Origin of the sequence: Novosphingobium sp. MMS21-SN21R, assembly GCF_031846015.1 — a bacterium.
Classification (GTDB): Bacteria; Pseudomonadota; Alphaproteobacteria; order Sphingomonadales; family Sphingomonadaceae; genus Novosphingobium.
The window spans coordinates 305,158-329,013 of the sequence record NZ_JAVRDU010000001.1 but is presented as its reverse complement, the minus strand read 5'-3'; the positions used below and the strand labels follow the sequence as shown (position 1 = coordinate 329,013).

The window sequence follows — 23,856 nt, the reverse complement described above, 5'->3', positions numbered from 1 at the left end:
GATCCCCCCCGATCCGACCATCAGAGTGTGAAGCCCTCGCCAAGATAGAGCCGCCGCACGTTGGCATCGGCCACCAGCGCCTCGGGACTGCCCGAGAACAGCACCTGACCGCCATAGATGATGCAGGCGCGGTCGACGATGTCGAGTGTTTCGCGCACATTATGGTCGGTGATCAGAACGCCGATACCGCGATTGCTGAGATCTTTCACCAAGTGGCGGATGTCGCTGATCGAGAGGGGGTCGATACCCGCGAAAGGTTCGTCGAGCAGGATGATCGAAGGGCGTGCGGCGAGCGCGCGCGCGATTTCGCAGCGGCGGCGCTCACCGCCCGAAAGCGCCATCGCCGGGCTGCTGCGCAGGCGCGCCAAGCCGAATTCGTCGAGCAGGCGTTCCAGTTCGACCTCGCGCGTCGCCTTGTCTGGCTCGATCAATTCGAGCACCGTTGCGATGTTCTGTTCGACCGTCATGCCCCGGAAGATCGACGTTTCCTGCGGCAGATAGCCAAGCCCGAGGACTGAGCGCCGGTACATCGGCAGCTTGGTAATATCGACGCCGTCCAGCAGGATGCGCCCCGAATCCGGACGGACAAGACCCATGATCGAATAGAAGCAGGTGGTCTTGCCCGCGCCATTGGGTCCGAGCAGGCCGAGCACTTCGCCCTTGCCGACCGAAAGCGAAATGTCGGTCAGAACAGCGCGCTTGTCATAGGACTTGGCGATCGACACCACTTCAAGCCCGCCCTGCGGGATGGGCGGTGATGCGTTGGCAACCGGGGCAGTCTCGTCGATCACAGTCATTGCTATGGCTCTGTCCAATATCTGGCACATCGAAATTCAGGCACTTGAACCCTGCAATAGCGGCTCGTTCGAATCCGGCAAACCCTCCGCCTGCAATCTGGCAGGATTTATGCATGGTGATCTGCGTTTCGCGATCTTGCGCTAATCCGGGATGGTCAGTACCGAATTTGCCTTGCAGTCGTTTGCGGCGCGTGATCTATTCATTTTGGAGCAGGATTAAACAGGGGAAGTGCCGTGAACAAGGCCCTCCAGCCACCGGGTGCAAAGGCCAAGTCGGTAACCGATTGGCGCAAGAAGATGAGCGACAATGTCGCGTATGGGCTGCTGGTCTATACCGGCCTCCAGATCTTCGTGACCATGCATGAAATCCAGGGGGCGAGCACATCGCTCCTGCCGGTGTTCGTCCTGGTCCTGCTTGTGGCCGCGATCATTCCGCTGTTCCGCAACTTCGAACGCAGGTGGGAACACCTCAGCGACGAACAGGCCGCTGACATGGCCTACAAGGCGGCATTCCGGCGCGATCAGGTCAAGATCTGGGCACTGGCGGCTCTGTTGCCGTTCCTGATCACCGGCGGCTTCAAGTTGCTCAACGCAGTCTTCTGAGCAAACCCGCCTACTGAACTGGCCGATTGCCCCGGCGGGACGCGCCCGCTAGACCCCGCAGCCTTGCTGCTGCGAAAGGCCGTTCCTGATGCTTTCTCCCGCCGACGCCCGTGAACGCTGCGAAGCGCTGGTCGAGCGCGCGCGCCGCGCCGGTGCAGATGCAAGCGATGCGGTCTATGTCGCCAACGCTTCCGAATCGGTGCAGGTTCGCCTGGGTGCGCTGGAAGATGTCGAGCGCTCCGAATCCGAGCATGTCGGCCTGCGCGTGTTTGTCGGCGGTGCGTCGGCCTCGATCGGGTCGACCGATCTTGGTGACGAGGCCCTCGATGAACTGGCCAGCCGCGCCGTGGCGATGGCCCGGCTTGCACCGGCAGACAAGTTTGCCGGGCTTGCGCCGGAGGAATTGCTCCTGCGCGAAGGCGTGCCCGATCTCGACCTCCACGATCCCGCCGAACGCAGCCCGCTCGACTTGCGCCAACTGGCGGAAGAGGCCGAAGACGCCGCGCGCAGCGTAAGCGGCGTGACCAACAGCGAAGGCGCAGGTGCCAGTGCAGGCTTGGGCCTGTTCGCGCTCGCCACCAGCCACGGGTTTGCGGGCGCCTACGCTGCTTCCAGCCACAGCCTGTCGGCCAGCGTCGTCGCGGGCGAAGGTGGTTCGATGCAGCGCGATTATTCGTGGCGCAGCACCCGCCACGCCGCCGACCTGATGGCGCCCGCCGAGATTGGCCGCGAGGCTGGCGAACGTGCGACCTCGCGCCTCAATCCCGGTCGCGTGAAGAGCGGACAGGTCCCTGTCGTGTTCGACCCGCGCGTGGGCAATTCCCTGATCGGCCACCTGCTAGGCGCGATGTCGGGCGCGAGCATCGCAAGGCGCGCGAGCTTCCTGCTCGACCGTGACGGCGCGCAACTGTTTGGCAGCGGCATCACGATTACCGACGATCCGCACACGCGGCGCGGCATCCGCTCGCGCCCGTTCGATGGTGAAGGCTTGCCAACTTCCCCGCGCAACCTGGTTGAGGACGGTCGCATCACCGGCTGGCTGATGGACGCCGCTGCTGCGCGGCAGCTTGGTCATCAGCCCACTGGTCACGCCTCGCGCGGATCATCCGGCCCGCCCCACGTCACCGCCAGCAACGTCATATTGCAGGCAGGATCGGTCACGCCTGCCGAACTGATGGCGGACATTGCCGATGGCGTCTATGTGACCGAACTTATCGGCCACGGCGTCAACGGCGTGACAGGCGATTACAGCCGCGGCGCATCGGGGTTCCGTATCGTCAACGGCGAGATCGCGGGGCCGATTGCAGAGTTCACCGTGGCAGGCAACCTGATCGACATGTTCGCCGCGCTCGTCGCCGCAAGCGACCTTGAGGTCTATCGCGGTATCGACGTGCCGACCCTGCGCGTGGACGGGATGAGCATCGCCGGCGACTGATCGGAAGCTGGCCGGGAACTCCGCGCACGGGCGGGGCATTCCTGCTGGATGCCTATCTTCCAGCGCGCAACCCGTTCCGTACTTTCACTGATGGCGGCATTCGCCCTGCTGCTCCCTGCCGCGCTTTACGCGCAGGCCAGTCCGGCCCCGTCAGCAACGCCTGCCAATATCGAAGCCGCACCCAGCGACGATGCTGTCATCGCGGCGCGGATCAAGGGCATCTTCTCCGAGATCGGCAACCTTCAGGGCGTCAGCGTAAGGGTCGCGTCAGGCGTGGTCACGCTCAGCGGGGAAGTGCCCAGCCAAAACGCGATCGATCAGGCGGTGGGCGTGGCCGGGCGCGTTTCGGGCGTGGTCACCGTGCAGGACAAGCTCAAGCGCAGCCTGAACGTCGATAACAATCTCAACCCCGCCATCGGGGGCCTTGCGGGCAAGGCAGATGCCATCGTCGCGGCCATACCGCTGATTCTCGTGGCGATTGCAGTGGCCGCACTGGTCGGGTTCGCGGGCTATTGGCTGGCCGCGCGCAAGGCGTTGTGGCACCGCATCGCGCCCAACCCGTTCCTCGGCGACCTGATGAGCACCTTCATCCGCTTTGCCTTCGTGGTCGGCGGGATCGTGCTGGGCCTCGAAATCATCGGCGCAACGGCGCTGCTCGGCGCAGTACTTGGGGGGGCAGGCGTGATCGGTATCGCCATCGGCTTTGCCGTGCGCGATTCGATCGACAACTACGTCTCGTCGCTGATGCTATCGATCCGCCAGCCGTTCCGCGGCAACGACCATATCAAGATCGACGAATTCGAGGGCCGTGTGGTGCGCCTGACCAGCCGCGCGACCGTGCTGATGACGCTCGACGGCAATCACTTGCGCATTCCAAATTCGACCGTGTTCAAGGCGGTGATTCTCAACTTCACCACCAACCCTCACCGACGCTTCAGCATCGATTTTACGCTCGATCATGCGGATGACCCCTGCCTCGCCCGCGCAAAGGGGCTGGAAGCACTATCTGCGCTGGCGTTCGTGCTGGACAAGCCTGAACCCTCTGCGGAAATTACCGACATGCCCGGCACGACGCAGACCCTGCGCTTTACCGGCTGGGTGGACCAGACGAAGACAGGGTTCGGCAAGGCGCGGAGCCTTGCTTACGAGGCGGTGCGAAAGGCGCTGCGCGATGCCAGTTTCGTGCTGCCGGATGCTACATATCATGTGAAGCTGGAGCAGATCGAAGCCCCGGCGACCCCCTCCCCGGAAGCGCAGGCCATCGCTCTACCCCCGGTTGCCGCGCCCGATACCGCGCCCGACAGCACCTCGCCCGAGTTGCAGATCCGCAAGATGGTCGCCAGCGAACGCGCGACGGACGACGGCAACGACCTGCTCGATTCCAGCCGCCCGGTGGAATAGCGGATACGAAGAAGGCCGCTCCGCGCTGGCGGAACGGCCCTTTTCTGTTTCGCAAATCCCGAAGGATCAGGCGGACTTTTCAGCCTTGGCGCGCTCGATCGCTTCGATCGTGACGCGGCGGGCTTCGTCGGCGCCGCCCCACTTGCCAACGCGCACCCACTTGTCCTTCTCGAGGTCCTTGTAGTGGGTGAAGAAGTGCTCGATCTGCTGCAGCACGATCTCGGGGATGTCTTCCTTTTCCTTCACGTCCGAATAGTACGGGAAGGTGGAATCGACCGGCACGCAGACCAGCTTTTCATCGCCGCCATGCTCGTCTTCGAGGTTCAGAACCGCAATCGGCCGCGCACGCACGACCGAGCCGGGTACAAACGGCGAGCGCGCGATGACCAGCGCGTCGAGCGGGTCGCCATCGGGCGAAAGGGTGTGCGGCACGAAACCGTAGTTTGCAGGGTAACGCATCGGCGTATGCAGGATGCGGTCAACGAACAGCGCGCCCGAGGCCTTGTCGAATTCGTACTTCACCGGCTCACCGCCGACGGGAACTTCGATGACTACGTTGAGGCTTTCCGGCGGATTGTCGCCAGTGGGAATCATGTCGATGCGCATGGGTTTGCCCTGTTCAATGGGTGTGGAGAGGATCGCCTGCCCCTAGCGAAGCCGCTTGTGCACCGCAACAAGACTTATGGCCGAGTCACTTCCCGCCAAGCGCGTTTATGGTGAAGGCGATCACGCCGATGTTGAAAATGAAAGCAGCAAAGGAATGCAGCGTTGCGATCCGGCGAATCGGGCGGTCGCTGATTTGGGTGTCGGAGGTTTGGAACGTCATGCCCAGGGTGAAGCTGAAATAGACGAAATCGAGGTAGTCGGGATCGTTCTCGCCGGGGAAATCGATGCCCTTCGAATCCCCACCCCCGCTCTCCGAATAATAGAGGTGCGCATAATGGAGGGCATAGACGGTGTTGGCAAATAGCCAGGTCAGCGCCAGCGTGCCGACCAGCTTGGCCATGGCGATCTTGTCCCCGCCTGTCGCTTTGGGCAGTTCGCCCGCGATGGCCGCCATGACGACCATCGTCACCACCGTGGTGATGACAAGCACCAGCAACCGGTTCGCGTCATTGTCCGCCGCGTGTTGGCGGATCGCCGGGACGGAAGTATCGCGCAGAACCGGGAGCAGCGACAGCAGGAACACGAAGGCCGCCAGATCGAACGCCATCGCCACGGCATCGGTCGGACTCGAAGCGCCGAGCACTCGCCAATCGATGAAAAACCCGCTCACCAGCAGCATCAGGAACAGCACAAAGCGCGGCGGGGCGATCTTCTTGCCAATCCCCGCCACGCTTCCCGCCATGAACCTTACTTCTTCTTCGCCGCAGCGACCGCGCCACCGGGACGCTTGGGCGTGAGCAGCAGTTCAAGCCCGGTCGGCGCCTTGCCCGTGGCGACACGTTCCAGCCAAGGATAGCGCAGGCCGTCCTTGTAATCGACCTTCACCGTCTCGAACCGGCTGCCACGCTTGACCAGAAGTTCGAGCGGAACACCCTTTTCACCCTTGGCCGCCGTGATCGCCTTCTTCATGTCGTCGGCGCTATAGGCCATGCCGTTCACCGCCATGACCTGCATGCCGGTGACGATTCCCGCATTGAACGCCGCACTGTCCCAGCGAGTGCCGGTGACCTTGCCGTCTTTGTCGAGCGAAATGCCGATGGAATTGCCGAGGCTGAGACCCTTGCCGAAGTCCATTGCCGCCTTTGTATAGGGGTTGGGCTCTTCCTTCCAGACGAGCTTGTAGCCGCCCTTCTCGATCCCGCCCAGCGGCACCGGCTGGCCCGGCTGGTTGATCCGCGTGTCGATCAGCTTGGCCCAGTCGTAGGGATAGAGCGCGTTCAGCTTGGTCACGATCTCATCGACCTCGAACGGCAGCTGGCCCCAGTCGCCCGGATTCATGCCGAAAAAGGCCTTGGCGAAATCATCGATGGACTTCTTGCCACCGGTGCCTTCGCGCAGGATCTGGTCGATCTCGAGCCAGACCAGCGCGCCTTCGGTATAATAGTCCTCGTTGCGGGCAAGCGACGAATAGGGCTTGGGCTTGCGCGAGGCGAAGACCGGATCGAACCCTGTGTCCTCGACCGAACGCCATTCGCGTCCCGGTGCCTGAGTGAATCCGCCAGCCCATGCCGCCAGCATGCCCAGCACCATGTCCTTGCCCTGCAGGCCGGAACGCGCGCCCAGCACGGCGCCCCAGAACTGGTCCTGCCCTTCATAGGTCCACAGCAGATCGCCCTGCATCGGCTGGCGATAATCGGGCGTCCACAGCCGCGCGGGTCGGCGGAACTTGCCCGACCATGAGTGCGAATATTCGTGTGGCAGCAGGTTGCGGTCCCACTCCTGCTTGTCCCATTCGGTAAAGGCTTCCGGCTCAAGCTGGTTCTCGCTCGACCGGTGGTGCTCCAGCCCGATGCCGCCGATCTTGTCGGACAGCGCCAGCAGCAGGTCATAATGGTCGAAGTGGTTCGCGCCGAACGCCAGCTTCGCTTCTTCGACCAGCGCCTTGTGCGCGGCGATGTGCTCAGGCTTGGCTGCCAATTGCTCGGGCTTGTCCGCCACCACGTTCAGCGTGACGTTTTGGCCCAGATCCCACTTCTTGAAGTTCTTGCCTGCGAAAATCGGCGAATCGACCAGCGTTTCGTAATCCGTCTCGGCCCAGGTGGCGCGGTTGCCGCTCATGGTCATGCCATCAAGCGCGCTCGCAGCAGTCCAGCCCTGGGGGAAAGTAACGCTCGGCTTCACCCTGATCCGGCGCACATAATGGCCTGCGGGATAGAGGCTCATCTTCTCCCATTGCAGGTTGAGCATTTCGGGCGTCATCGTGATGCGTCCCTCGGCCGAGGCCAGCGGAGAGGTATGGATGAACTTGGCGATGACTTCCTTTGCGCCTGCAGGCAGCATTACGTGGAACGCGAAGACCTCTACCCGGTCACGCTTCCATTCCACAGGCTTGCCATCGACGAAGAACTGCAACGCCACCAGTTCGGACAACGTGCCGCGCGGGCCGTGGTTGCCGGGCAGCCATTGCGGAAGCTGCACGATCAGTTCCTTGGTGCCAGCCGCCACCGGGATCGTCTGAGTCACGCGATAGTCGCCGCGCGTGATGTCCGACGCATCGATGTCGAGCGTCATCGTGCCGGGATAGGCGACGTCCTGCGCATCGGGCACGGTCTGGCTGATCGGCACGGCCATCGGCGCGGAGCGGTTCGCGGTGCCTTGGGCAAGAGCCTGGGTGGATACGGAAAGGGCGAGAAGGAGCGGTGCGGCCGCGAGTTTCTTGATCATGGGGCATTTCATGGCCTGAAGCAGTCGCAATCGCAACCATCTGCGCGCACCTTTTTGCAGCCCTTTCCGTTTGCGTCCATTCCGGCTAATCGCGCAGCCACCATGAGCCAACAAACCCCACAAGCTATTCGCGGCACCCAGGACATCTTCGGTGCGGATGCCGAGGCCTTCGCCTTCGTCGTCGAGACCTTCGAGCGCGTACGCAAGCTTTACCGCTTCCGCCGCGTGGAAATGCCGGTGTTCGAAAAGACCGCCGTGTTCAGCCGCTCGCTGGGTGAGACGACCGACGTCGTCTCGAAGGAAATGTACAGCTTCGACGATCGCGGCGGGGAATCGCTCACCCTGCGCCCCGAATTCACCGCAGGCATCGCGCGCGCCTACCTCACCGACGGCTGGCAGCAGTACGCGCCGCTCAAGGTTGCCACCCACGGCCCGCTGTTCCGCTATGAGCGCCCGCAAAAGGGCCGCTACCGCCAGTTCCACCAGATTGACGCCGAGATCATCGGCGCGGGCGAGCCGCAGGCCGACGTCGAACTGCTGGTCATGGCCGACCAGTTGCTCAAGGAACTGGGCATTCAGGACGGCGTGACGCTGCAACTCAACACGCTGGGCGACGGCGCCAGCCGCGACGCCTGGCGCACGGCGCTGATCGACTACTTCCGCGCAGTTAAGGGCGACTTGAGCGAGGATTCGCAGGACCGGCTGGAGCGCAACCCGCTGCGTATCCTCGACAGCAAGGACCCGCGCGACAAGCCGTTCACGGCAGACGCGCCAAAGATCGACGATTACCTGAGCGCCGAAGCGCAGGACTTTTTCGCCAAGGTCACCTCGGGCCTCGACGCAGCAGGCGTGGAATGGACCCGCGCCCCGGCACTGGTGCGCGGCCTCGACTACTACCGCCACACCGCGTTCGAATTCGTCACCGACCGGCTGGGCGCACAGGGCACCGTGCTCGGCGGCGGGCGTTATGACGGGCTGATGGAAGCACTCGGCGGCGCGGCTACGCCAGCCGTCGGCTGGGCTGCGGGGATCGAGCGGCTGGCGATGCTGGTCATCGAAATGCGCAAGTCGAATCCGCGCTCGCCCGCAGGGGGATGGACTTTCGCACATGAGGTCCCCGAAGTGGAAATTGTGCCGCTCACGCGAGACGATGAAGACAGGACGCTTGTTCTGGCGAATCAGCTTCGAGCACTTGGTGTCTCTGTTTCCACCGCATTTTCCGGGAATCCGCAAAAGCGTTTCGACAGGGCGATGAAGAGAAGCCAAGCGTATTGCATCGGACAATTCGGAGCACGCGGGAACGCGAATGAATTCAAGCTCGTCAACCTGATGTACGATGATGAAGAGTTCACTCGATTGCGCCTGAAGATTGAAAAGAGCGGGCGATTCAAGCAATGTGAGGTCCGAATGACGGGCGGGAGTATCGGTGCATTCGTCTGGAATATCGATTGATCGCAGTTTTATGTCGGTAAGCGACACCCGCCTAGGCCACCTCACGCACCGCTTCGCCGAACTCGAAGCGCGACTTGCGTCGGGCACGCTTGAAGGCGCTGACTTCATTGCTGCCAGCCGCGACTATGCGGAGCTCGAACCCATTGCTCGCGTCGCGCAGGAAATCGCTGCGATGCGCGGCGAATTGGTCAGCCTCGCGGCGCTCGACGATCCCGAGATGCGCGAGATGGCGGATGAGGAACTCAGCCGCATCCGCACCGAACTGCCCGAGGCCGAACACCGCCTCGCCATTGCTATGCTGCCGCGCGATGCGGCGGACGTGCGCCCGGCCATGCTCGAAATCCGCGCGGGCACTGGGGGGGACGAGGCCGCGCTGTTCGCGGCCGATCTGTTCCGCATGTACGAGAAGTACGCCGCCGAACAGGGCTGGCGGGTCGAGGTCGTGTCGGTCAACGCCAACGACATCGGCGGCTACAAGGAAGTGGTCGCCAACGTCACCGGCAATGGCGTGTTCGCCAAACTCAAGTTCGAGAGCGGCGTCCACCGCGTTCAGCGCGTGCCGGTCACCGAATCCGGCGGCCGCATCCATACCTCTGCCGCGACCGTCGCCGTCCTGCCCGAGCCTGACGAAGTGGACATTGGCATCGAGGACAAGGATCTCAAGATCGACGTCTACCGGGCCAGCGGCGCGGGCGGACAGCATGTGAACACCACCGATTCGGCGGTGCGCATCACCCACTTGCCCACCGGCACGGTCGTCACCTGCCAGGACGGACGCAGCCAGCACAAGAACAAGGACAAGGCAATGCAGGTCCTGCGCGCCCGCCTGTTCGAAGCGCAGCGCGATGCCGCGCAGGGCGAAGAGGCCGAAGCGCGCAAGGCGATGGTCGGATCGGGCGACCGCTCCGAACGCATCCGCACCTACAACTTCCCGCAAGGCCGGGTGACCGACCACCGCATCAACCTGACACTTCACCGCCTGCCCGAAGTGCTCGAAGGCACCGGGCTTGGCGAGATGATCGACGCGCTGATCGCCGAGGACCAGGCCAAGCGGCTGGCTTCGATGGATGGGTGAGGTGGTGCGCGTGGCCTTCGACAAGCTCAGGCTGAACGGGTGTGGGTACGTTGGTAAAGTTCCGTTCGTGCTGAGCCCGTCGAAGCACGCGCGCCACAGATGACCGTCGCCGAGGCCATCCGCAAGGCCGCAACCCGCCTCGCCCAAACCAGCGACACCGCGCGGCTCGATGCCGAAGTGCTGATGGCCCACGCGCTGGGCTGTTCGCGCTCGGATGTGTTGCTGCGACACATGCAGGCAGATGTGCCCGGCACCTTCGACGCACTGGTCGAACGCAGGCTGGCGCATGAACCAGTCGCCTACATCACGGGCACACAGGAGTTCTACGGCCTCGACCTGATCGTCAGCCCCGCCGTGCTGATACCGCGCAGTGACAGCGAGACGCTGATCGAGGCAGCGCGCGAGGCTTTCATGGACCATACACCGCGCCGCATTCTCGATCTCGGCACCGGCTCGGGCGCCCTGTTGCTGGCCGCGCTGTCGATCTGGCCGGACGCGGAAAGCATCGGCATCGACAGGTCTGTCGAAGCGTTGGCCATCGCTTCGGCCAACGGCGCGCACCATGCGCCATCCGCGCGGTTCGTCCCAGCCGACTGGACGAAGGACGGATGGAGCGAGGGCCTTGGCACGTTCGACCTCATCCTCGCCAACCCGCCCTATGTCGAGTTGGCGGCTGAACTCAGCCCCTCGGTGCGCGCGCATGAACCGGCTGGCGCGCTGTTTGCAGGCGCCGATGGCATGGACGACTACCGCCTGCTGGTCCCACAATTGCCCGGCCTTCTCTCCCCCGATGGCATCGCCATGGTCGAGATCGGCTGGACGCAAGGTCCCGCCGTAATGGCTCTGGTCGAAGCCGCCGGGATGACAGCAAGGCTCCACCGCGATCTCGGTTCACGCCCCCGCGCTGTGGAAATGGCAAAAAGGCGCAATATTCCTCTTGGCAAGGCCGGGACTGGCGACTAATCATGATCGCAGGCAAGGAACGGATGAAGGCTTCCCGTCCATGCCAACCCCACCATTTGCAGGGATGAACGGCCAAAGGGGCCGGGACGAGAGCAGATGCTGGGAACCCCGATTCGCCCACCCGCAAGCGTGGGGAGAGCCGGTGGCGGAGATGGCGCGGCTTACGGGCAGCACGGCATACGGGTCGAACCTGCATTCCTGATGCCAGATGGGCCTGCATTCCAGTTGGGCCGCCCCCAAACAAGGAAGTGCCTGAGTTGAATAACAACAATCGTGGTAACAACCGCCGTCGCGGGCGCAGCAATAACGGTCGCCCGCAAAATGGTGGACAGCAGCTCAACCGGATCGACAGCCGCGCCCGGGGTAATGCGCCCCAGATGCTGGAGAAGTATCGCAAGCTCGCGCAGGACGCCCACCTCAATGGCGACCGCGTGCAGGCCGAATACTACCTGCAGTTTGCCGACCACTACTTCCGCGTGATCGCCGACAGCCGCGTCCGCCTCGAAGATCAGCGCACCCGCCCGAACGGCGAGCGTTATCAGGAACAGGAAGGCGAGGACGACAGCAACGATTTCAGCGTCGAAGGCGATTTCCCCGCATTCGACCGCGCGCCATCGCGTCAGGAACGCGAACCGCGCGAAGAGCGTGCCCGTGATGACCGTGAGGACCGTCCGCGTCAGGATCGCCAGCGCGATGACCGGCCCCGTGATGACAGGCCACGTGAAGACCGCGAAGATCGTCCGCGCCAGGATCGCCAGCGCGATGATCGGCCCCGTGAAGACCGTCCTCGTGACGACCGTCCCCGCGAAGATCGGCCCCGCCGTTTCGACCGCAATCGCGACCGTGATGCAGAAAGCGTTGCCCCTGCAGCGGAAATCGTGCCCGGAGAAGGCCTCCCCGCCATCGAGGGCGAACCCATCGTCGATGCTGGCGACAATCCGTTCGTGCGCGAAAACCGCGGATCGCGCGGCCTTCGTCCCCGCACCGAGCGCCGTCCGCGCCGCGATGCAAGCCACGACGACGCACCTGCGATCTTCGATCCTTCCAGCCTGCCTCCCGCGATCAATGTGCGCAGCGAGCCTGAACCGGCGCCAGTTGCAACTCCGGTAGCCGCGCCTGCCGCAGAAGAGGGCGCGCCCGCACCCAAGAAGCGTGGCCGTCCGCGCAAGAACCCGCTGCCCGAAGCAAGTGAGCCCGCCGAAGGCTGATACGAGGGCTGATGTGCCATAAGGGGCTGGCCGCTTGCGGTCGGCCCCGGCACACCCCATAGCAGGCGGGCATGCTGCGACTACGCCCGATCCCCCGCCCGCACCTCTACACCATCGCTGCAGGTGGCCTGGCCGCCACCGGCTTCCAGCCGCTGGGCCTCTGGCCATTGACGCTGGCTGCGCTGGCGTACCTTCTTCACCGCATCGACGTAACGAAGACATGGCGGCAGGCGCTGCTGAGCGGCTGGCTGTTCGGTCTGGGCATGTTCACCGTCGGCAACGGCTGGATCGCCACGGCCTTCACCTATCAGGCTGAAATGCCGGTCTGGCTCGGCTGGATCGCGGTTGTCGCGCTCGCGGTCTACCTCGCCGTCTATCCCGCGCTGGCTGTGCTCGCAGGATGGTGGCTTACCCGCACCCGCCGCGCCGCGCTGCTGCCATCTTTCGCGGCGTGCTGGATCGTTGCCGAGTGGCTGCGGTCGTGGGTCTTCACCGGCTTTGCCTGGAATCCGCTTGCAATGGTCACACTGGGCGGGTTCGACCGCCCCGGCCTTGCATTGGTCGCGCAATGGACCGGCACATATGCATTGTCGGGCCTCGTGATCCTTCTCGGCGGATACTGGCTGTTCGCGCTGCGCGCATGGAACAAGCGCCAGTTCCGGGCGGCCGCAGCCTATGCGCTCGGCCCCGCGATCCTGTTCGTCCTGCCGCTTCATGGTGAGCGCCGCGAAGGCACGGTGCCATTCACGCTGGTCCAGCCCGATGTGCGGCAGGAACTGCTCAACGACCCCGCCAACTACGAGAACCAGTTCCGCAAAACCGCCGCGCTGTCGCTGGCGCGCAATCCGGGTGAGCGGCGGCTTGTGCTCTGGCCGGAAAGCGGCGTCCCCGATTTCCTGCGCCCCGGCTACCCCAGTTTCTGGTACGAGGAGACGACCTTCGCCGCGGATCCCGTCCTGGCGCGCGAACGCATCGGCAGGGTCGCCGGGCCGGGCGCACTGCTGCTGACGGGTACGACCGACCTCGCCATGCATGGGCCGAAAGTCGCAGGCGCCTACAACGTGGTCACCGCCATCGACAGCACAGGGGCCATCCGCGGCTCCTATGCCAAGGCCCATCTCGTGCCCTATGGCGAATACCTGCCGATGCGCGCGCTGCTCGAACCGCTCGGCCTGTCGCGGCTTGTTGCCGGAAGCATCGACTTCCTTGCCGGACCCGGCGCGCGGACAATCGATTTCGGCCCTTATGGCAAAGCCGGATTCCAGATCTGCTACGAGATCGTCTTCTCAGGGCAAGTGGCCGACCGCGCCCACCGCCCGGACTACATCTTCAACCCGACGAACGACGGCTGGTTCGGCGCCTGGGGTCCACCGCAGCATCTGGCGCAAGCCCGCATGCGTGCGATCGAAGAAGGCCTGCCCGTACTGCGCGCCACGACCACCGGGATCAGCGCGGTGGTCGATGCAGATGGGGCAGTGCGCCAGTTCCTGCCACTTCATCGTGCCGGACGGATCGACGGAAAGGTGCCGCCGCCCCACGCCCCAACGCTGTTCGCGCAGACCGGCAATGCGCTTGCGCTTGTCTGGGCGACAGTTCTTCTTTTGATTGCGCTTGTTGCCACCGCAGCGCGGAGACGCTAAACGCGGGGCAACATAAAGGTTTCTTTATATAGGCCTGACCCTCCAGATAGGATCGCCAATGCGTACCGATTACCTGTTCACGTCCGAAAGCGTTTCCGAAGGCCATCCCGACAAGGTTTCCGACCAGATCAGCGACGCGATCGTCGATCTTTTCCTGTCGAAAGATGCTGAAGCGCGAATCGCATGCGAGACGCTGACCACAACCCAGCTTGTTGTTCTTGCAGGGGAAATCCGCTGCAAGGGCGTCTATGAAAATGGCGCATGGGCGCCGGGCGCGCAGGAAGAGATCGAACAAGCGGTGCGTGCTACGGTCAAGCGCATCGGCTATGAACAGGACGGCTTCCACCACGAGAAGCTCGAATTCATCAACCGCCTTCACGGCCAGTCGGCCCACATCGCGCAAGGCGTCGATGCAGGCGACAACAAGGACGAAGGCGCAGGCGATCAGGGCATAATGTTCGGTTACGCGACCGACGAGACGCCCGACCTGATGCCGGCCACGCTCTACTACAGCCACAAGATCCTCGAGCGCATGGCCGCTGACCGCCACTCGGGCGTGGCCCCTTTCCTCGAGCCTGACGCCAAGAGCCAGGTGACCTTGCGCTACGAAGGTTCGCTACCCGTCGCCGCGACTGCCGTCGTCGTCTCCACCCAGCACGCGCCGGGCTATGACGAAGGCGCGAAGGAAGCCGAACTCCACGCCTATGTGAAGCGCGTGATCGCCGACGTCATCCCGCCGGTTCTGCTGCGCGATACCACCTACTACATCAACCCGACGGGCTCGTTCGAGATCGGCGGCCCCGATGGCGATGCAGGCCTGACCGGGCGCAAGATCATCGTCGACACTTACGGCGGGGCGGCGCCGCACGGGGGCGGCGCGTTCTCGGGCAAGGACCCCACCAAGGTTGACCGTTCAGCGGCCTACATCACCCGCTACCTCGCCAAGAACGTCGTGGCGGCAGGTCTGGCCACGCGCTGCACCATTCAGATCGCCTATGCCATCGGGGTGTCCGAGCCGCTGTCGCTCTATGTCGATACGCACGACACCGGCACCATCGGCGACGACAGGATCGAATTGGCCATCAAGGGCATTGCCAAGCTTGGCGGGCTGACCCCGCGAGCGATCCGCACCCACCTCGGCCTCAACAAGCCGATCTACCAGCCAACCGCCGCCTATGGCCACTTCGGCCGCAAGCCGACCGGTGATTTCTTCCCGTGGGAGCGCGTCGACCTCGTGGACGATCTCAAGGCCGCTCTCGCCTGATCAGACGCACATTGCTGAAATTGACGGCCTGCTTCCGATCGGAGGCGGGCCGTTTTCGTGATGGGTTTCATCTCCGCTTTCCTACCGAACCGCCGATCCGCCACCACTCAAGCTTTGGCGGAGCGAAGCGATGCGCGAGATTACCCCCCGGATTGCCCTTGAACTGATCGCCCACGAAGGCATCGTGACCGAGGCTTACAGGGACAGCGTCGGCGTATGGACCTGGAGCGTCGGCGTGACCAATGCCTCGGGCCACAAGGTTTTCCCGCGGTACAAGGACAAGTCCCAACCGCTCGAACACTGCATCGGCGTATACCTTTGGCTTCTGCGCGAGAAGTACCTGCCGCCTGTGCTGGCAGCATTCGGGCCACATGACCCTACCGAGGCCGAGCTGGGCGCGGCGCTGTCGTTCCACTGGAACACTGGCGCAATCGCGCGGGCCAATTGGATCGGCCGTTTCGTGGCGGGTGATGTGGCAGGCGCGCGCAAGGGGATGCTGGGTTGGGCGCGCCCAGCCTCGCTGCTGCACCGCCGCCGCAAGGAACAGTCCCTGTTCTTCGACGGCACCTGGAGTTCGGACGGCACTGCGCTGGTCTATGGCGTGGCCAAACCGTCCTACCAGCCAGCATGCGGGAAGCGAATCGATGTTCGGGCTTTGACCGAAAGCCTGTTCGAAACCGTCATGCCCCGCAAGCAGAGCTGGTTTGATCTTCTGTTCGAATGATCTCACCACTGATGCGCGGGGGACAAATCATCGTTCTGGCGTGAAGTGGGTTCCCAAACATTCGCCAAACCGGACCGAACGCGCGCCAGAGCGTTGCGAGCCGCACTTTTCACCGGAATCGCAATGCGTTACTTTTGTTAAAGACACATAAACCGGGTTCGGGGTAATCAGTGGGCATGAAGTTTCGCACCGCAAGGATGATCGCCGCACTTTTGACGGCGGCACCGGCACTCGTTGCCACCGTTCCCGCCGTCCAGAGCCGCGCCCAGATTTCGGTGCAGGACCAGCGCGACCAGATCATCCAGCAGCAGGTAGCAGCCATTGCCGCCGAAAGCGCGGGCCGGATCGGCGTGGCCGCGATGGATCTCGATGGTGGCGGGCAGATCTTCGTCAACGGTGACATGCCCTTCCCGATGGCAAGCACGGCCAAGGTCGCGGTGGCGGCCACGTTCCTTGAACAGGTTGAAAAGGGCACATACCGGCTCGATCAGCAGTTCCCGATGATGATTCCGGTGCGCGAAACCGGCACCCGCAGCGCCGAAGCGCCACTGCGGGCTGGCGAAGTGATGACCGCACAGAGCCTGATGGAATTGATGATCACCCGCAGCCATAACGAGGCGACCGACGGGTTGATCCGCGCCGTTGGCGGGTTCGAGCATGTCAACAACTGGCTTTCGCGCAACGGCATCAGCGGCCAGCGGCTCGATCACACGATGGCAACGCTGGTCCGCGATGACGGCAAGGTCGATCCCGCCCGCGTTATCGACGTGCGCACATCCAGCACGCCGCGTGCGATGGTCGCGCTGCTGGCCTCAATCGATCGCGGGAACGTGCTCAGCCCTGAAAGCCGCGCGGTGCTGCTCGATACGATGACCCGCACCAGCACCGGCAAGACGCGCATCCGCGCTGGCCTGCCCGAGGGCACGTTGGTCGCACACAAGACCGGCACGCTGGCAGGCGTTACCGACGATGTCGGGATTGTGCGGCTGCCCGATGGCCGCCATCTTGCGGTTGCATTTTTCGTGACAGGTCCGGAAGGACATGCTTCGCACGCACGCCTGATCGCACGCATGATGCGCACGATCTACGATGGCTACAGCGTGCCGCTCGTGAAGAGCACTCAGGACCTCGTCCGCCGCTGACACCGAAGTTTTGAGCGTTACGCCGCGTAGCCATGCTGCGCGGCGTTTGGCGTGGGTTATACCGACATTTGCACCATTGGCGCACAGGCACACCAACACGTCCTGAGACCAGCCAGTTCTCGAACCCAGCCTGCTCTTGGACATCGTCCGAAAAAGAGAAAGGGGCGCAGCCCGAAGACCACGCCCCTTCTATCTCATGTAATCTGCCTGAAAGGCAGAAATTACATAGCAGCAGCCGAAGCGTCTGCAGCAGCTTCCGAAGCGGCGCCCGAAGCGTCAGCAGCGGCGCCCGAGGCGTCAGCAGCAGCTTCAGTGGCTTCCATAGCAGCTTCGGTGGCTTCTTCAGCCGGCTTTTCCGAGCAGCCAGCGAGAGCAAAGGCGGTGCCGGCGACAGCGGCGAGGATGAGCTTGCGCATGCGTTACAATCCCTGGATTGAAGTGAACCGCGGTGGGCAAGCAGCCCGCCGCAAAGCCTACTCAGCCGGTAGACTTCCCGACCCAATTAATCGGCAATTCATCGCCTTGCAAGCAGAAGACGAATGCATCTTGTGCAGGCCGACCTATCGCACGGGCCGGAATGCCTTTTTTTTGCCTGATTTGCGGGCGTTCAAGCGTTCTTTGGACGCGCCGAATTGTTGCAATAAAAGTGCCGCGCAAGCCCGATGACGCGGCCATCAGGCCCTGCTAACACCCCCCGATGGACGAAAAACAGCATCTCTATCTGGTCGATGGCTCGGCTTACATCTTCCGTGCCTACCACCGCCTGCCCCCCCTGACGAACCCGCAAGGTGTGCCCGTCGGAGCGGTCTATGGTTACACCACGATGTTGTGGAAGCTCGCCGAGGACCTGCACAAGGCCGATGGGCCGACCCACCTTGCAGTCATTCTCGACAAGGCGGGCACATCGTTCCGCAACGACCTTTACGATCAGTACAAGGCCAACCGCCCGCCCGCGCCCGAGGACCTTGTCCCGCAGTTCCCGCTGATCCGCGACGCGACCCGCGCTTTCAGTCTCGCCTGCATCGAGGAAGAGGCGGTCGAGGCCGACGACATTATCGCCTCCTACGCCCGTGCCGCAGCCTTGCGCGGCTGGGACGTGACGATCGTATCGTCCGACAAGGACCTGATGCAGCTTGTCGGCAAGTGCGTTGAAGGCGGCGGCTGCATCGACATGCTCGACACGATGAAGAACGCGCGCATCGACATTCCCGAAGTGGTCGAGAAGTTCGGCGTGCCGCCAGAGAAAGTCGGCGACGTGCTCGCACTGATGGGTGATTCGGTCGACAACGTCCCCGGCATTCGCGGAATCGGCCCCAAGACCGCGACCAAGCTGATCCAGGAACACGGCGATCTCGAATCGGTGCTGGCCGCCGCCCCTGCGATGAAAGCCGGCAAGCTGCGCGACAGCCTGATCGAGCAGGCCGACATGGCCCGCCTCTCGCGCGTGCTCGTCCAGCTCAAGGAAGACTGCCCGCTGCCAGTGGCGCTCGAAGACTTCAAGCTGGGCCAGATCCCGCGCGATCCGCTGGCGAGCTTTCTCGAAGTCCACGGGTTCACCAGCCTGCTGCGCCGTCTGGACGGCGGACAGGGCAGCCCCGGCCCCAAGACCCAGCTCAACCCTGCCAAGCCCGACAACAAGGCCGCAGAGGCCTACAGCGAGGGCGAGGCCCGTCCGCTGCCATCATGGCCCGCGCCCGACCTCTCCGCCTATGCCTGCGTGCAATCAGTGGGTGAGCTTGAGCAGTGGATCGCCGGCGCGTTCGAAGCCCGCGTCGTCGCGGTCGATACCGAAACGAGCGCGCTCGATTCGATGCGCGCCGATCTCGTCGGCGTGAGCCTCGCGCTCGGGCCGAATCAGGCCTGCTACATCCCGCTGGGCCATGGCGGCACCGACATGTTCGCCGAAAAGCCGGTGCAGGTGGACAAGGCCACCGCGCTGGCCCTTCTGAAACCGCTGCTAGAAAGCGACGCGGTGCTGAAGGTGGGCCAGAACATCAAGTACGACCTCAATGTCCTCGCCCGCCATGGCGTGAACGTCAGCCCCATCGACGACACCATGGTGATGAGCTTCTGCCTTGATGCCGGACGCGGCGAGGTCGGCATTGCCGGGCACGGCATGGACGAATTGTCCGACCGCCACCTCGGCCACACCACAATGACCTTCAAGGACCTGTGCGGCAGCGGCAAGAAGGCGATCTCGTTCTCCGAAGTGCCGCTGGCCGACGCCACGCGCTATGCCGCCGAGGACGCCGACGTCACCTGGCGCCTGCACCGCCTGTTCAGCCCCCGCCTTGCCGAAGAGGGCGGCACACGCGTGTACCAGCGCGTCGACCGCCCGCTGGTGCCTGTGGTGGCGATGATGGAACGGAACGGCATCAAGGTCGACCGCGAGCGGCTGGCAGGCCTCTCAGCCGAATTTGCGGTGCAGATAGCGCGGCTCGAAGGCGTGATCCATGAGGCCGCGGGCATGGCCTTCACCATCGGCAGCCCCAAGCAATTGGGCGAGGTCCTGTTCGACAAGCTTGGCTACAAGGGCGGAAAGAAGGGCAAGACTGGGCAGTATTCCACCGACCAGTCGGTGCTCGAGGGCCTTGCCGCACAAGGCGCGGACGTCGCCACGCTGGTGCTCGAATGGCGCCAGCTGTCGAAGCTCAAGTCCACTTATACCGACGCGCTGCAGGCCGCGATCAACCCCGATACGGGCCGCGTCCACACCAGCTACAGCCTTGTCGGCGCGCAGACCGGGCGCTTGTCGTCCAACGATCCCAACCTGCAGAACATACCGATCCGCACCGAGATCGGCCGTCAGATCCGCGATGCTTTCGTGGCGGAACCGGGCAACGTCCTGCTCGCGGCCGACTACAGCCAGATCGAACTGCGTCTGGCCGCGCACATGGCCGATGTACCCGCGCTAAAAGAAGCCTTCGCGGCGGGCGAGGATATCCACGCGCGCACCGCGATGGAAATGTTTGGCACGGTTGACCGCGACACGCGCGGCCGCGCCAAGACGATCAATTTCGCCATCCTCTACGGGATCAGCCGCTGGGGGCTGGCCGGGCGTCTGGGCGTTGGCGCGGACGAGGCGCAGGCGATGATCGACCGCTATTTCGAACGCTTCCCCGGCATCCAGCGCTATATCCACGATACCTTGGAGAGCGTGCGCGAGCGCGGCTATTCCGAAACGCTGTACGGCCGCAAGACGTGGTTTCCGCGCATCGGCTCGAAGAATCAGGCCGAGCGCCAGGGCAGCGAGCGCGCCGCGATCAACGCCCCGATCCAGGGCACCAGCGCCGACATCATCAAGCGCGCCATGGCCCGGATGATGCCTGCGCTGGCCGAAGCGGGCCTGCCGCACGTCAAGATGCTGCTGCAAGTCCACGACGAACTGGTGTTCGAACTGCCCGAGGGTGACGTGGCAGCAGCAAGGCCGGTGATCGAGCGCGTCATGGCGACAGCGGCGGAGCCATCGGTAGTGCTCACCGTACCGCTGGGCGTGGAAATCGGCACCGGACTGTCATGGGGCGCGGCGCATTAGGGTCAGGACCTACTACCTGCGCCTTCGAAGCGCCGGGATGGCGAACATATCGGGCGGATAGTCGCGCCGGGAAGACTGGTTGCCTTTCCAAGCGGGTATCTGGCCGGGATGGAAGCCATTCCGGCGTCCCGCAGGGATTTGACCAAAATGGCCAGCTGCTGCGTTGGATTTCGCCTTGCATCAGGCCATTTTGCTTCAAACCTCGAAGGCGCAGGTAATAGGTCCTGACCCTAGGGCTGGGTCATTTCACCTTCCCCGTTCGTGTCGAGCGAAGTCGAGACACCGCGCACAAGTGTCTCGACTGCGCTCGACACGAACGATTGTTGGCTAAATCCTGCAATCTTGCGAGGATGGACCCGCTGAACGCGGATCAATCCAGCGCCGCAAACCTCGCCATGTCTGCCCTGCCCAGCATCAGCACAGCCTCATTGGGCACCGAATTGGTCAGCGCGTAGAAGGCCGCAGCCTTGTCATCCGCCAACCCCATTTCGCGGTAGTAGCTGACGTAAGCCCTGTTGACCGAGGCGTCGGCGGCAAAGTCGTCCGGCTCGCGCCCGTCTTCGTCGATCCACGCATGGACGACGAATGACGCGTCGGGCGCGGCACTGCGGCTGGCACCTGCAAGAAACAGTTCGACCGCGCCAGAGCGTACAGAGCCGTGATCGGGCACATGCGTGGCGATACCCTGCGCCCTGATCATCCGCCCGAGCCGCAAGTTGGCGAAATCGTCGACCGTGCCGGGGCAATCGGCCATCTCCAACACACGAATGCCGGGATAGGCGCGCAGCATCTTGCTGAAGTCTGCGGGCGAATAGGAGTCGGTCTCGGCCACCAGCGCGGCGCGTGTGCCGTCAAGCACCTCGAACGGCCCGAAACTGGCCAAGCCGTTGCGCTCTGGGCCATCATGCAGCCCGACAAGCCGCTCTGAACCCGGCTCTTCCACCTCGACCACGGTGGTCTCGGTCCAGGTGACGCCGTCTTCTACCCAAGTCCGGGTGGAGACCTCGCGCGCGCAAACCGGCTGACACAGCAACAGCGCGGACAGGGCAGGCAGGAGAACGCGGCGGATCATGCTTCACCCTTCCGCGCGTGCGCCTTGCCGAATTGCCAAGGAACGGGGTTAAATCCGGTTCACCATCAATTCCGCGAATGGTCCAGATGCCTCCGGAATGGCAGCATCGTGCCCCCGCCGGGGCGGCCCGCGCGCTACCCTGAGGATTATCCCTTAGCGGGCAGGAGCATGCATGGTCGCGCTGGTATCGACGGTCGCCTATCTCGGGCTTGAGGCGCGCGCGGTGGAAGTGCAGTGTCAGGTCGCGCCCGGCATGCCCGCGTTCAAGCTGGTCGGCCTGCCCGACAAGGCGGTGGGCGAAAGCCGCGAACGGGTGCAGTCGGCGCTCTCCGCATTGGGCCTCGCGCTTCCGCCCAAGCGGATCACCGTGAATCTTTCACCTGCCGACCTGCCGAAGGAAGGCTCGCACTACGATCTGCCCATCGCGCTCGCGCTGTTGGCGGCGATGGGCGTGGTCGATCTCGAGCAGATTGCCGACTACGTGGCGGTCGGCGAACTGGCGCTCGATGGCCGCGTCCTGCCCTCGCCGGGCGTGTTGCTGGCAGCGCTCCATGCCAGCGGTCAGGACAAGGGATTGATCTGCCCCGCCGCACAAGGGCCGGAGGCACGCTGGGCCAGCGGGATTGACGTGATCGCCGCACCCGACCTTGTCGGCCTGCTGAACCACCTCAAGGGCACGCACCGCCTGCCTGCGCCGCGACAGGGCGAGGCCGAGCCGCCGCGCCGCATGGCCGATCTCAAACAGGTCAAGGGACAGGAAACCGCCAAACGCGCGCTCGAAATCGCCGCAGCCGGATCGCACAACCTGCTGATGAGCGGGCCGCCCGGTGCGGGCAAATCGCTGCTCGCCTCATGCCTGCCCGGCATCCTGCCTGAACTGACCCCGGCTGAGGCGCTGGAAGTGTCGATGGTCGCTTCGGTGGCTGGCACGCTGGAGGATGGCCGGATCAGCCGCGCGCGGCCGTTCCGCGCTCCCCACCATTCCGCTTCTATGGCGGCGCTCACCGGCGGCGGTTTGAAAGTGCGCCCCGGCGAGGTCAGCCTCGCGCATCTTGGCGTGCTGTTCCTCGACGAACTGCCCGAATTCCAGCGCGCGGTGCTCGATTCGCTGCGCCAGCCGCTGGAGACGGGCGAAGTGACCGTCGCGCGCGCCAATGCCCACGTTACCTTCCCCGCGCGGGTCCAGTTGATCGCGGCGATGAACCCGTGCCGCTGCGGCCACCTTGGTGATCCAGCGCTCGGCTGCAGCCGCGCCCCGCGCTGCGCCGCCGATTACCAGTCGAAAGTCTCAGGCCCGCTACTCGACCGGATCGATCTGCATGTCGATGTCGATCCCGTCTCAGCCGCCGATCTTGCCCTGCCCCCGCCCGCCGAAGGCTCTGACCAGGTCGCTGCCCGCGTCGCCCGCGCGCGCGGCGTCCAGACCGCGCGATTGGAAGGCACCGGCAAACGCAGCAATGCCGAACTCGATGCCGATCTGCTGGATCTCCATGCCACACCAGACGAACCGGGGCGCAAACTCCTCGCCCAGGCCGCCGAAGCGATGCGCCTCTCGGCGCGCGGCTACACCCGCATGTTGCGCGTAGCGCGCACCATCGCCGACTTGGCTGGCGTGGAAACCATAAGCCGCGTCCACATCGCGGAAGCGCTCAGCTACCGCAGGGTCGCGCCGAGGGCGTAGTTTCCTTCCTCCGTTCGTTCCGAACGAAGGATGGGGTATGCTTCGACCCTTACAAGCTACGCCCGATGAAGATCAGCAGCATCGCGCCCAGTACTGACGCCAGACAGCCCGCACGGTTCACGCCCTCGCCGAACGTGCTGCGCGAGCGCCAGCTTGCCAGCAGCCCGGCCACCAGTGCGCCGCCCACACCAAGCAGGATCGTGCGCAGCAAACCGATGTCCACATCGCCGGGATAGAAGAACCGCGCCAGCACGCCCACGACAAGGCCGGTGAAGACGATCGAGATCAGATTCAGCACGTTCAGGCTCCATTCCTGTGGACACCTTATATGGTGCCGGTTGACCCGGTCTTGTCCACAATTTGCTGACCGGCGCCAAAAAAATTCCGTCCAGCGTCATTTGCCTCTTGAACTGCCGCTCGCACCGCGCGTCGCTGCACTGCAGCATGACTTTTTGAGCGACGAAACGAATCGGGCTTGCGACGAATCGAGTCCGCATCAGCACCTTTACCCTCTTGTGTCTTATCGGGGTTGAG

At 64.1% G+C, this 23,856-nt stretch carries 20 protein-coding genes; 13 read left to right on the top strand and 7 right to left on the bottom strand.

Annotated elements, in window-relative coordinates:
- Positions 1-20: 20 nt before the first annotated feature.
- A complete protein-coding gene (gene lptB, locus RM192_RS01595) occupies positions 21-797 on the bottom strand; it encodes an LPS export ABC transporter ATP-binding protein (protein ID WP_311505782.1) in 777 nt (258 codons plus the stop codon).
- A gap of 234 nt (positions 798-1,031) precedes the next feature.
- On the opposite strand from lptB, the gene RM192_RS01590 reads away from it, so the two are divergent.
- The 3 genes from RM192_RS01590 (at position 1,032) to RM192_RS01580 (ending at position 4,236) form a co-directional block, all read left to right on the top strand.
- Positions 1,032-1,400 carry a hypothetical protein gene (locus tag RM192_RS01590; RefSeq protein WP_311505781.1) on the top strand — a complete coding sequence of 123 codons (369 nt, stop codon included), beginning with the start codon at positions 1,032-1,034 and terminating at the stop codon, positions 1,398-1,400.
- 88 nt (positions 1,401-1,488) lie between these two features.
- Positions 1,489-2,835: a TldD/PmbA family protein gene (locus RM192_RS01585; protein ID WP_311505780.1), complete on the top strand. Its 1,347-nt coding sequence runs from the start codon at positions 1,489-1,491 to the stop codon at positions 2,833-2,835.
- A 90-nt stretch (positions 2,836-2,925) separates the two neighbouring features.
- The gene (locus tag RM192_RS01580; protein WP_311505779.1) at positions 2,926-4,236 is read left to right on the top strand and encodes a mechanosensitive ion channel domain-containing protein; all 1,311 of its coding nucleotides are present in this window, start codon (positions 2,926-2,928) and stop codon (positions 4,234-4,236) included.
- Positions 4,237-4,302: 66 nt separating this feature from the next.
- Here the strand turns inward: RM192_RS01580 and ppa are convergent, their stop codons facing one another.
- The 3 genes from ppa to RM192_RS01565 form a co-directional block, all read right to left on the bottom strand.
- Positions 4,303-4,842: an inorganic diphosphatase gene (ppa, locus tag RM192_RS01575; RefSeq protein ID WP_311505778.1), complete on the bottom strand. Its 540-nt coding sequence runs from the start codon at positions 4,840-4,842 to the stop codon at positions 4,303-4,305.
- A gap of 85 nt (positions 4,843-4,927) precedes the next feature.
- On the bottom strand, positions 4,928-5,584 hold the full coding sequence (locus RM192_RS01570) for a DUF1345 domain-containing protein (RefSeq protein ID WP_311505777.1): 657 nt from the start codon (positions 5,582-5,584) through the stop codon (positions 4,928-4,930).
- A 5-nt stretch (positions 5,585-5,589) separates the two neighbouring features.
- Positions 5,590-7,566, bottom strand: coding sequence for a peptidase M61 (locus RM192_RS01565; RefSeq protein ID WP_311505776.1), 1,977 nt, complete (start codon positions 7,564-7,566; stop codon positions 5,590-5,592).
- 102 nt (positions 7,567-7,668) lie between these two features.
- On the opposite strand from RM192_RS01565, the gene hisS reads away from it, so the two are divergent.
- The 8 genes from hisS to RM192_RS01525 all read left to right on the top strand — a co-directional run bounded on the left by hisS (position 7,669) and on the right by RM192_RS01525 (position 17,034).
- Positions 7,669-9,018, top strand: coding sequence for a histidine--tRNA ligase (hisS, locus tag RM192_RS01560; RefSeq protein ID WP_311505775.1), 1,350 nt, complete (start codon positions 7,669-7,671; stop codon positions 9,016-9,018).
- A gap of 10 nt (positions 9,019-9,028) precedes the next feature.
- On the top strand, positions 9,029-10,093 hold the full coding sequence (gene prfA, locus RM192_RS01555; RefSeq protein WP_311505774.1) for a peptide chain release factor 1: 1,065 nt from the start codon (positions 9,029-9,031) through the stop codon (positions 10,091-10,093).
- A 99-nt stretch (positions 10,094-10,192) separates the two neighbouring features.
- Entirely contained in the window at positions 10,193-11,056 is an 864-nt protein-coding gene (prmC, locus tag RM192_RS01550) for a peptide chain release factor N(5)-glutamine methyltransferase (protein ID WP_311505773.1), read from the top strand.
- Positions 11,057-11,313: 257 nt separating this feature from the next.
- Complete coding sequence (locus RM192_RS01545; RefSeq protein ID WP_311505772.1) at positions 11,314-12,264, top strand: DUF4167 domain-containing protein; 951 nt, start codon at positions 11,314-11,316, stop codon at positions 12,262-12,264.
- A 71-nt stretch (positions 12,265-12,335) separates the two neighbouring features.
- On the top strand, positions 12,336-13,904 hold the full coding sequence (lnt, locus tag RM192_RS01540; RefSeq protein ID WP_311505771.1) for an apolipoprotein N-acyltransferase: 1,569 nt from the start codon (positions 12,336-12,338) through the stop codon (positions 13,902-13,904).
- 58 nt (positions 13,905-13,962) lie between these two features.
- Positions 13,963-15,168: a methionine adenosyltransferase gene (gene metK / locus RM192_RS01535; RefSeq protein WP_311505770.1), complete on the top strand. Its 1,206-nt coding sequence runs from the start codon at positions 13,963-13,965 to the stop codon at positions 15,166-15,168.
- Between the two features lie 130 nt (positions 15,169-15,298).
- Positions 15,299-15,892 carry a glycoside hydrolase family protein gene (locus RM192_RS01530; protein ID WP_311505769.1) on the top strand — a complete coding sequence of 198 codons (594 nt, stop codon included), beginning with the start codon at positions 15,299-15,301 and terminating at the stop codon, positions 15,890-15,892.
- 176 nt (positions 15,893-16,068) lie between these two features.
- Positions 16,069-17,034, top strand: coding sequence for a serine hydrolase (locus RM192_RS01525; RefSeq protein ID WP_311505768.1), 966 nt, complete (start codon positions 16,069-16,071; stop codon positions 17,032-17,034).
- Positions 17,035-17,255: 221 nt separating this feature from the next.
- Here the strand turns inward: RM192_RS01525 and RM192_RS01520 are convergent, their stop codons facing one another.
- A complete protein-coding gene (locus tag RM192_RS01520) occupies positions 17,256-17,450 on the bottom strand; it encodes a hypothetical protein (protein WP_311505767.1) in 195 nt (64 codons plus the stop codon).
- A 281-nt stretch (positions 17,451-17,731) separates the two neighbouring features.
- Here RM192_RS01520 and polA point away from each other — a divergent pair, with 281 nt between their 5' ends.
- On the top strand, positions 17,732-20,569 hold the full coding sequence (gene polA, locus RM192_RS01515; protein WP_311505766.1) for a DNA polymerase I: 2,838 nt from the start codon (positions 17,732-17,734) through the stop codon (positions 20,567-20,569).
- A gap of 370 nt (positions 20,570-20,939) precedes the next feature.
- Here the strand turns inward: polA and RM192_RS01510 are convergent, their stop codons facing one another.
- On the bottom strand, positions 20,940-21,641 hold the full coding sequence (locus RM192_RS01510) for a hypothetical protein (protein ID WP_311505765.1): 702 nt from the start codon (positions 21,639-21,641) through the stop codon (positions 20,940-20,942).
- A 172-nt stretch (positions 21,642-21,813) separates the two neighbouring features.
- Between RM192_RS01510 and RM192_RS01505 the strand changes: the two genes are divergently transcribed.
- Positions 21,814-23,322, top strand: a complete 1,509-nt coding sequence (locus tag RM192_RS01505) for a YifB family Mg chelatase-like AAA ATPase (RefSeq protein ID WP_311505764.1) — start codon at positions 21,814-21,816, stop codon at positions 23,320-23,322.
- 49 nt (positions 23,323-23,371) lie between these two features.
- On the opposite strand, the gene RM192_RS01500 is transcribed toward RM192_RS01505, so the two are convergent.
- On the bottom strand, positions 23,372-23,620 hold the full coding sequence (locus RM192_RS01500; protein ID WP_311505763.1) for a GlsB/YeaQ/YmgE family stress response membrane protein: 249 nt from the start codon (positions 23,618-23,620) through the stop codon (positions 23,372-23,374).
- Positions 23,621-23,856 lie beyond the last annotated feature (236 nt).

Bases quoted from the DNA above. Each gene is read 5' to 3' on its own strand.
- lptB (WP_311505782.1), bottom strand. From the start codon at position 797: ATGACTGTGATCGACGAGACTGCCCCGGTTGCCAACGCATCACCGCCC.
- RM192_RS01585 (WP_311505780.1), top strand. From the start codon at position 1,489: ATGCTTTCTCCCGCCGACGCCCGTGAACGCTGCGAAGCGCTGGTCGAG.
- RM192_RS01580 (WP_311505779.1), top strand. From the start codon at position 2,926: ATGGCGGCATTCGCCCTGCTGCTCCCTGCCGCGCTTTACGCGCAGGCC.
- ppa (WP_311505778.1), bottom strand. From the start codon at position 4,842: ATGCGCATCGACATGATTCCCACTGGCGACAATCCGCCGGAAAGCCTC.
- RM192_RS01570 (WP_311505777.1), bottom strand. From the start codon at position 5,584: ATGGCGGGAAGCGTGGCGGGGATTGGCAAGAAGATCGCCCCGCCGCGC.
- RM192_RS01565 (WP_311505776.1), bottom strand. From the start codon at position 7,566: ATGATCAAGAAACTCGCGGCCGCACCGCTCCTTCTCGCCCTTTCCGTA.
- hisS (WP_311505775.1), top strand. From the start codon at position 7,669: ATGAGCCAACAAACCCCACAAGCTATTCGCGGCACCCAGGACATCTTC.
- prfA (WP_311505774.1), top strand. From the start codon at position 9,029: ATGTCGGTAAGCGACACCCGCCTAGGCCACCTCACGCACCGCTTCGCC.
- prmC (WP_311505773.1), top strand. From the start codon at position 10,193: ATGACCGTCGCCGAGGCCATCCGCAAGGCCGCAACCCGCCTCGCCCAA.
- lnt (WP_311505771.1), top strand. From the start codon at position 12,336: ATGCTGCGACTACGCCCGATCCCCCGCCCGCACCTCTACACCATCGCT.
- metK (WP_311505770.1), top strand. From the start codon at position 13,963: ATGCGTACCGATTACCTGTTCACGTCCGAAAGCGTTTCCGAAGGCCAT.
- RM192_RS01530 (WP_311505769.1), top strand. From the start codon at position 15,299: ATGCGCGAGATTACCCCCCGGATTGCCCTTGAACTGATCGCCCACGAA.
- RM192_RS01525 (WP_311505768.1), top strand. From the start codon at position 16,069: ATGAAGTTTCGCACCGCAAGGATGATCGCCGCACTTTTGACGGCGGCA.
- RM192_RS01520 (WP_311505767.1), bottom strand. From the start codon at position 17,450: ATGCGCAAGCTCATCCTCGCCGCTGTCGCCGGCACCGCCTTTGCTCTC.
- polA (WP_311505766.1), top strand. From the start codon at position 17,732: ATGGACGAAAAACAGCATCTCTATCTGGTCGATGGCTCGGCTTACATC.
- RM192_RS01510 (WP_311505765.1), bottom strand. From the start codon at position 21,641: ATGATCCGCCGCGTTCTCCTGCCTGCCCTGTCCGCGCTGTTGCTGTGT.
- RM192_RS01505 (WP_311505764.1), top strand. From the start codon at position 21,814: ATGGTCGCGCTGGTATCGACGGTCGCCTATCTCGGGCTTGAGGCGCGC.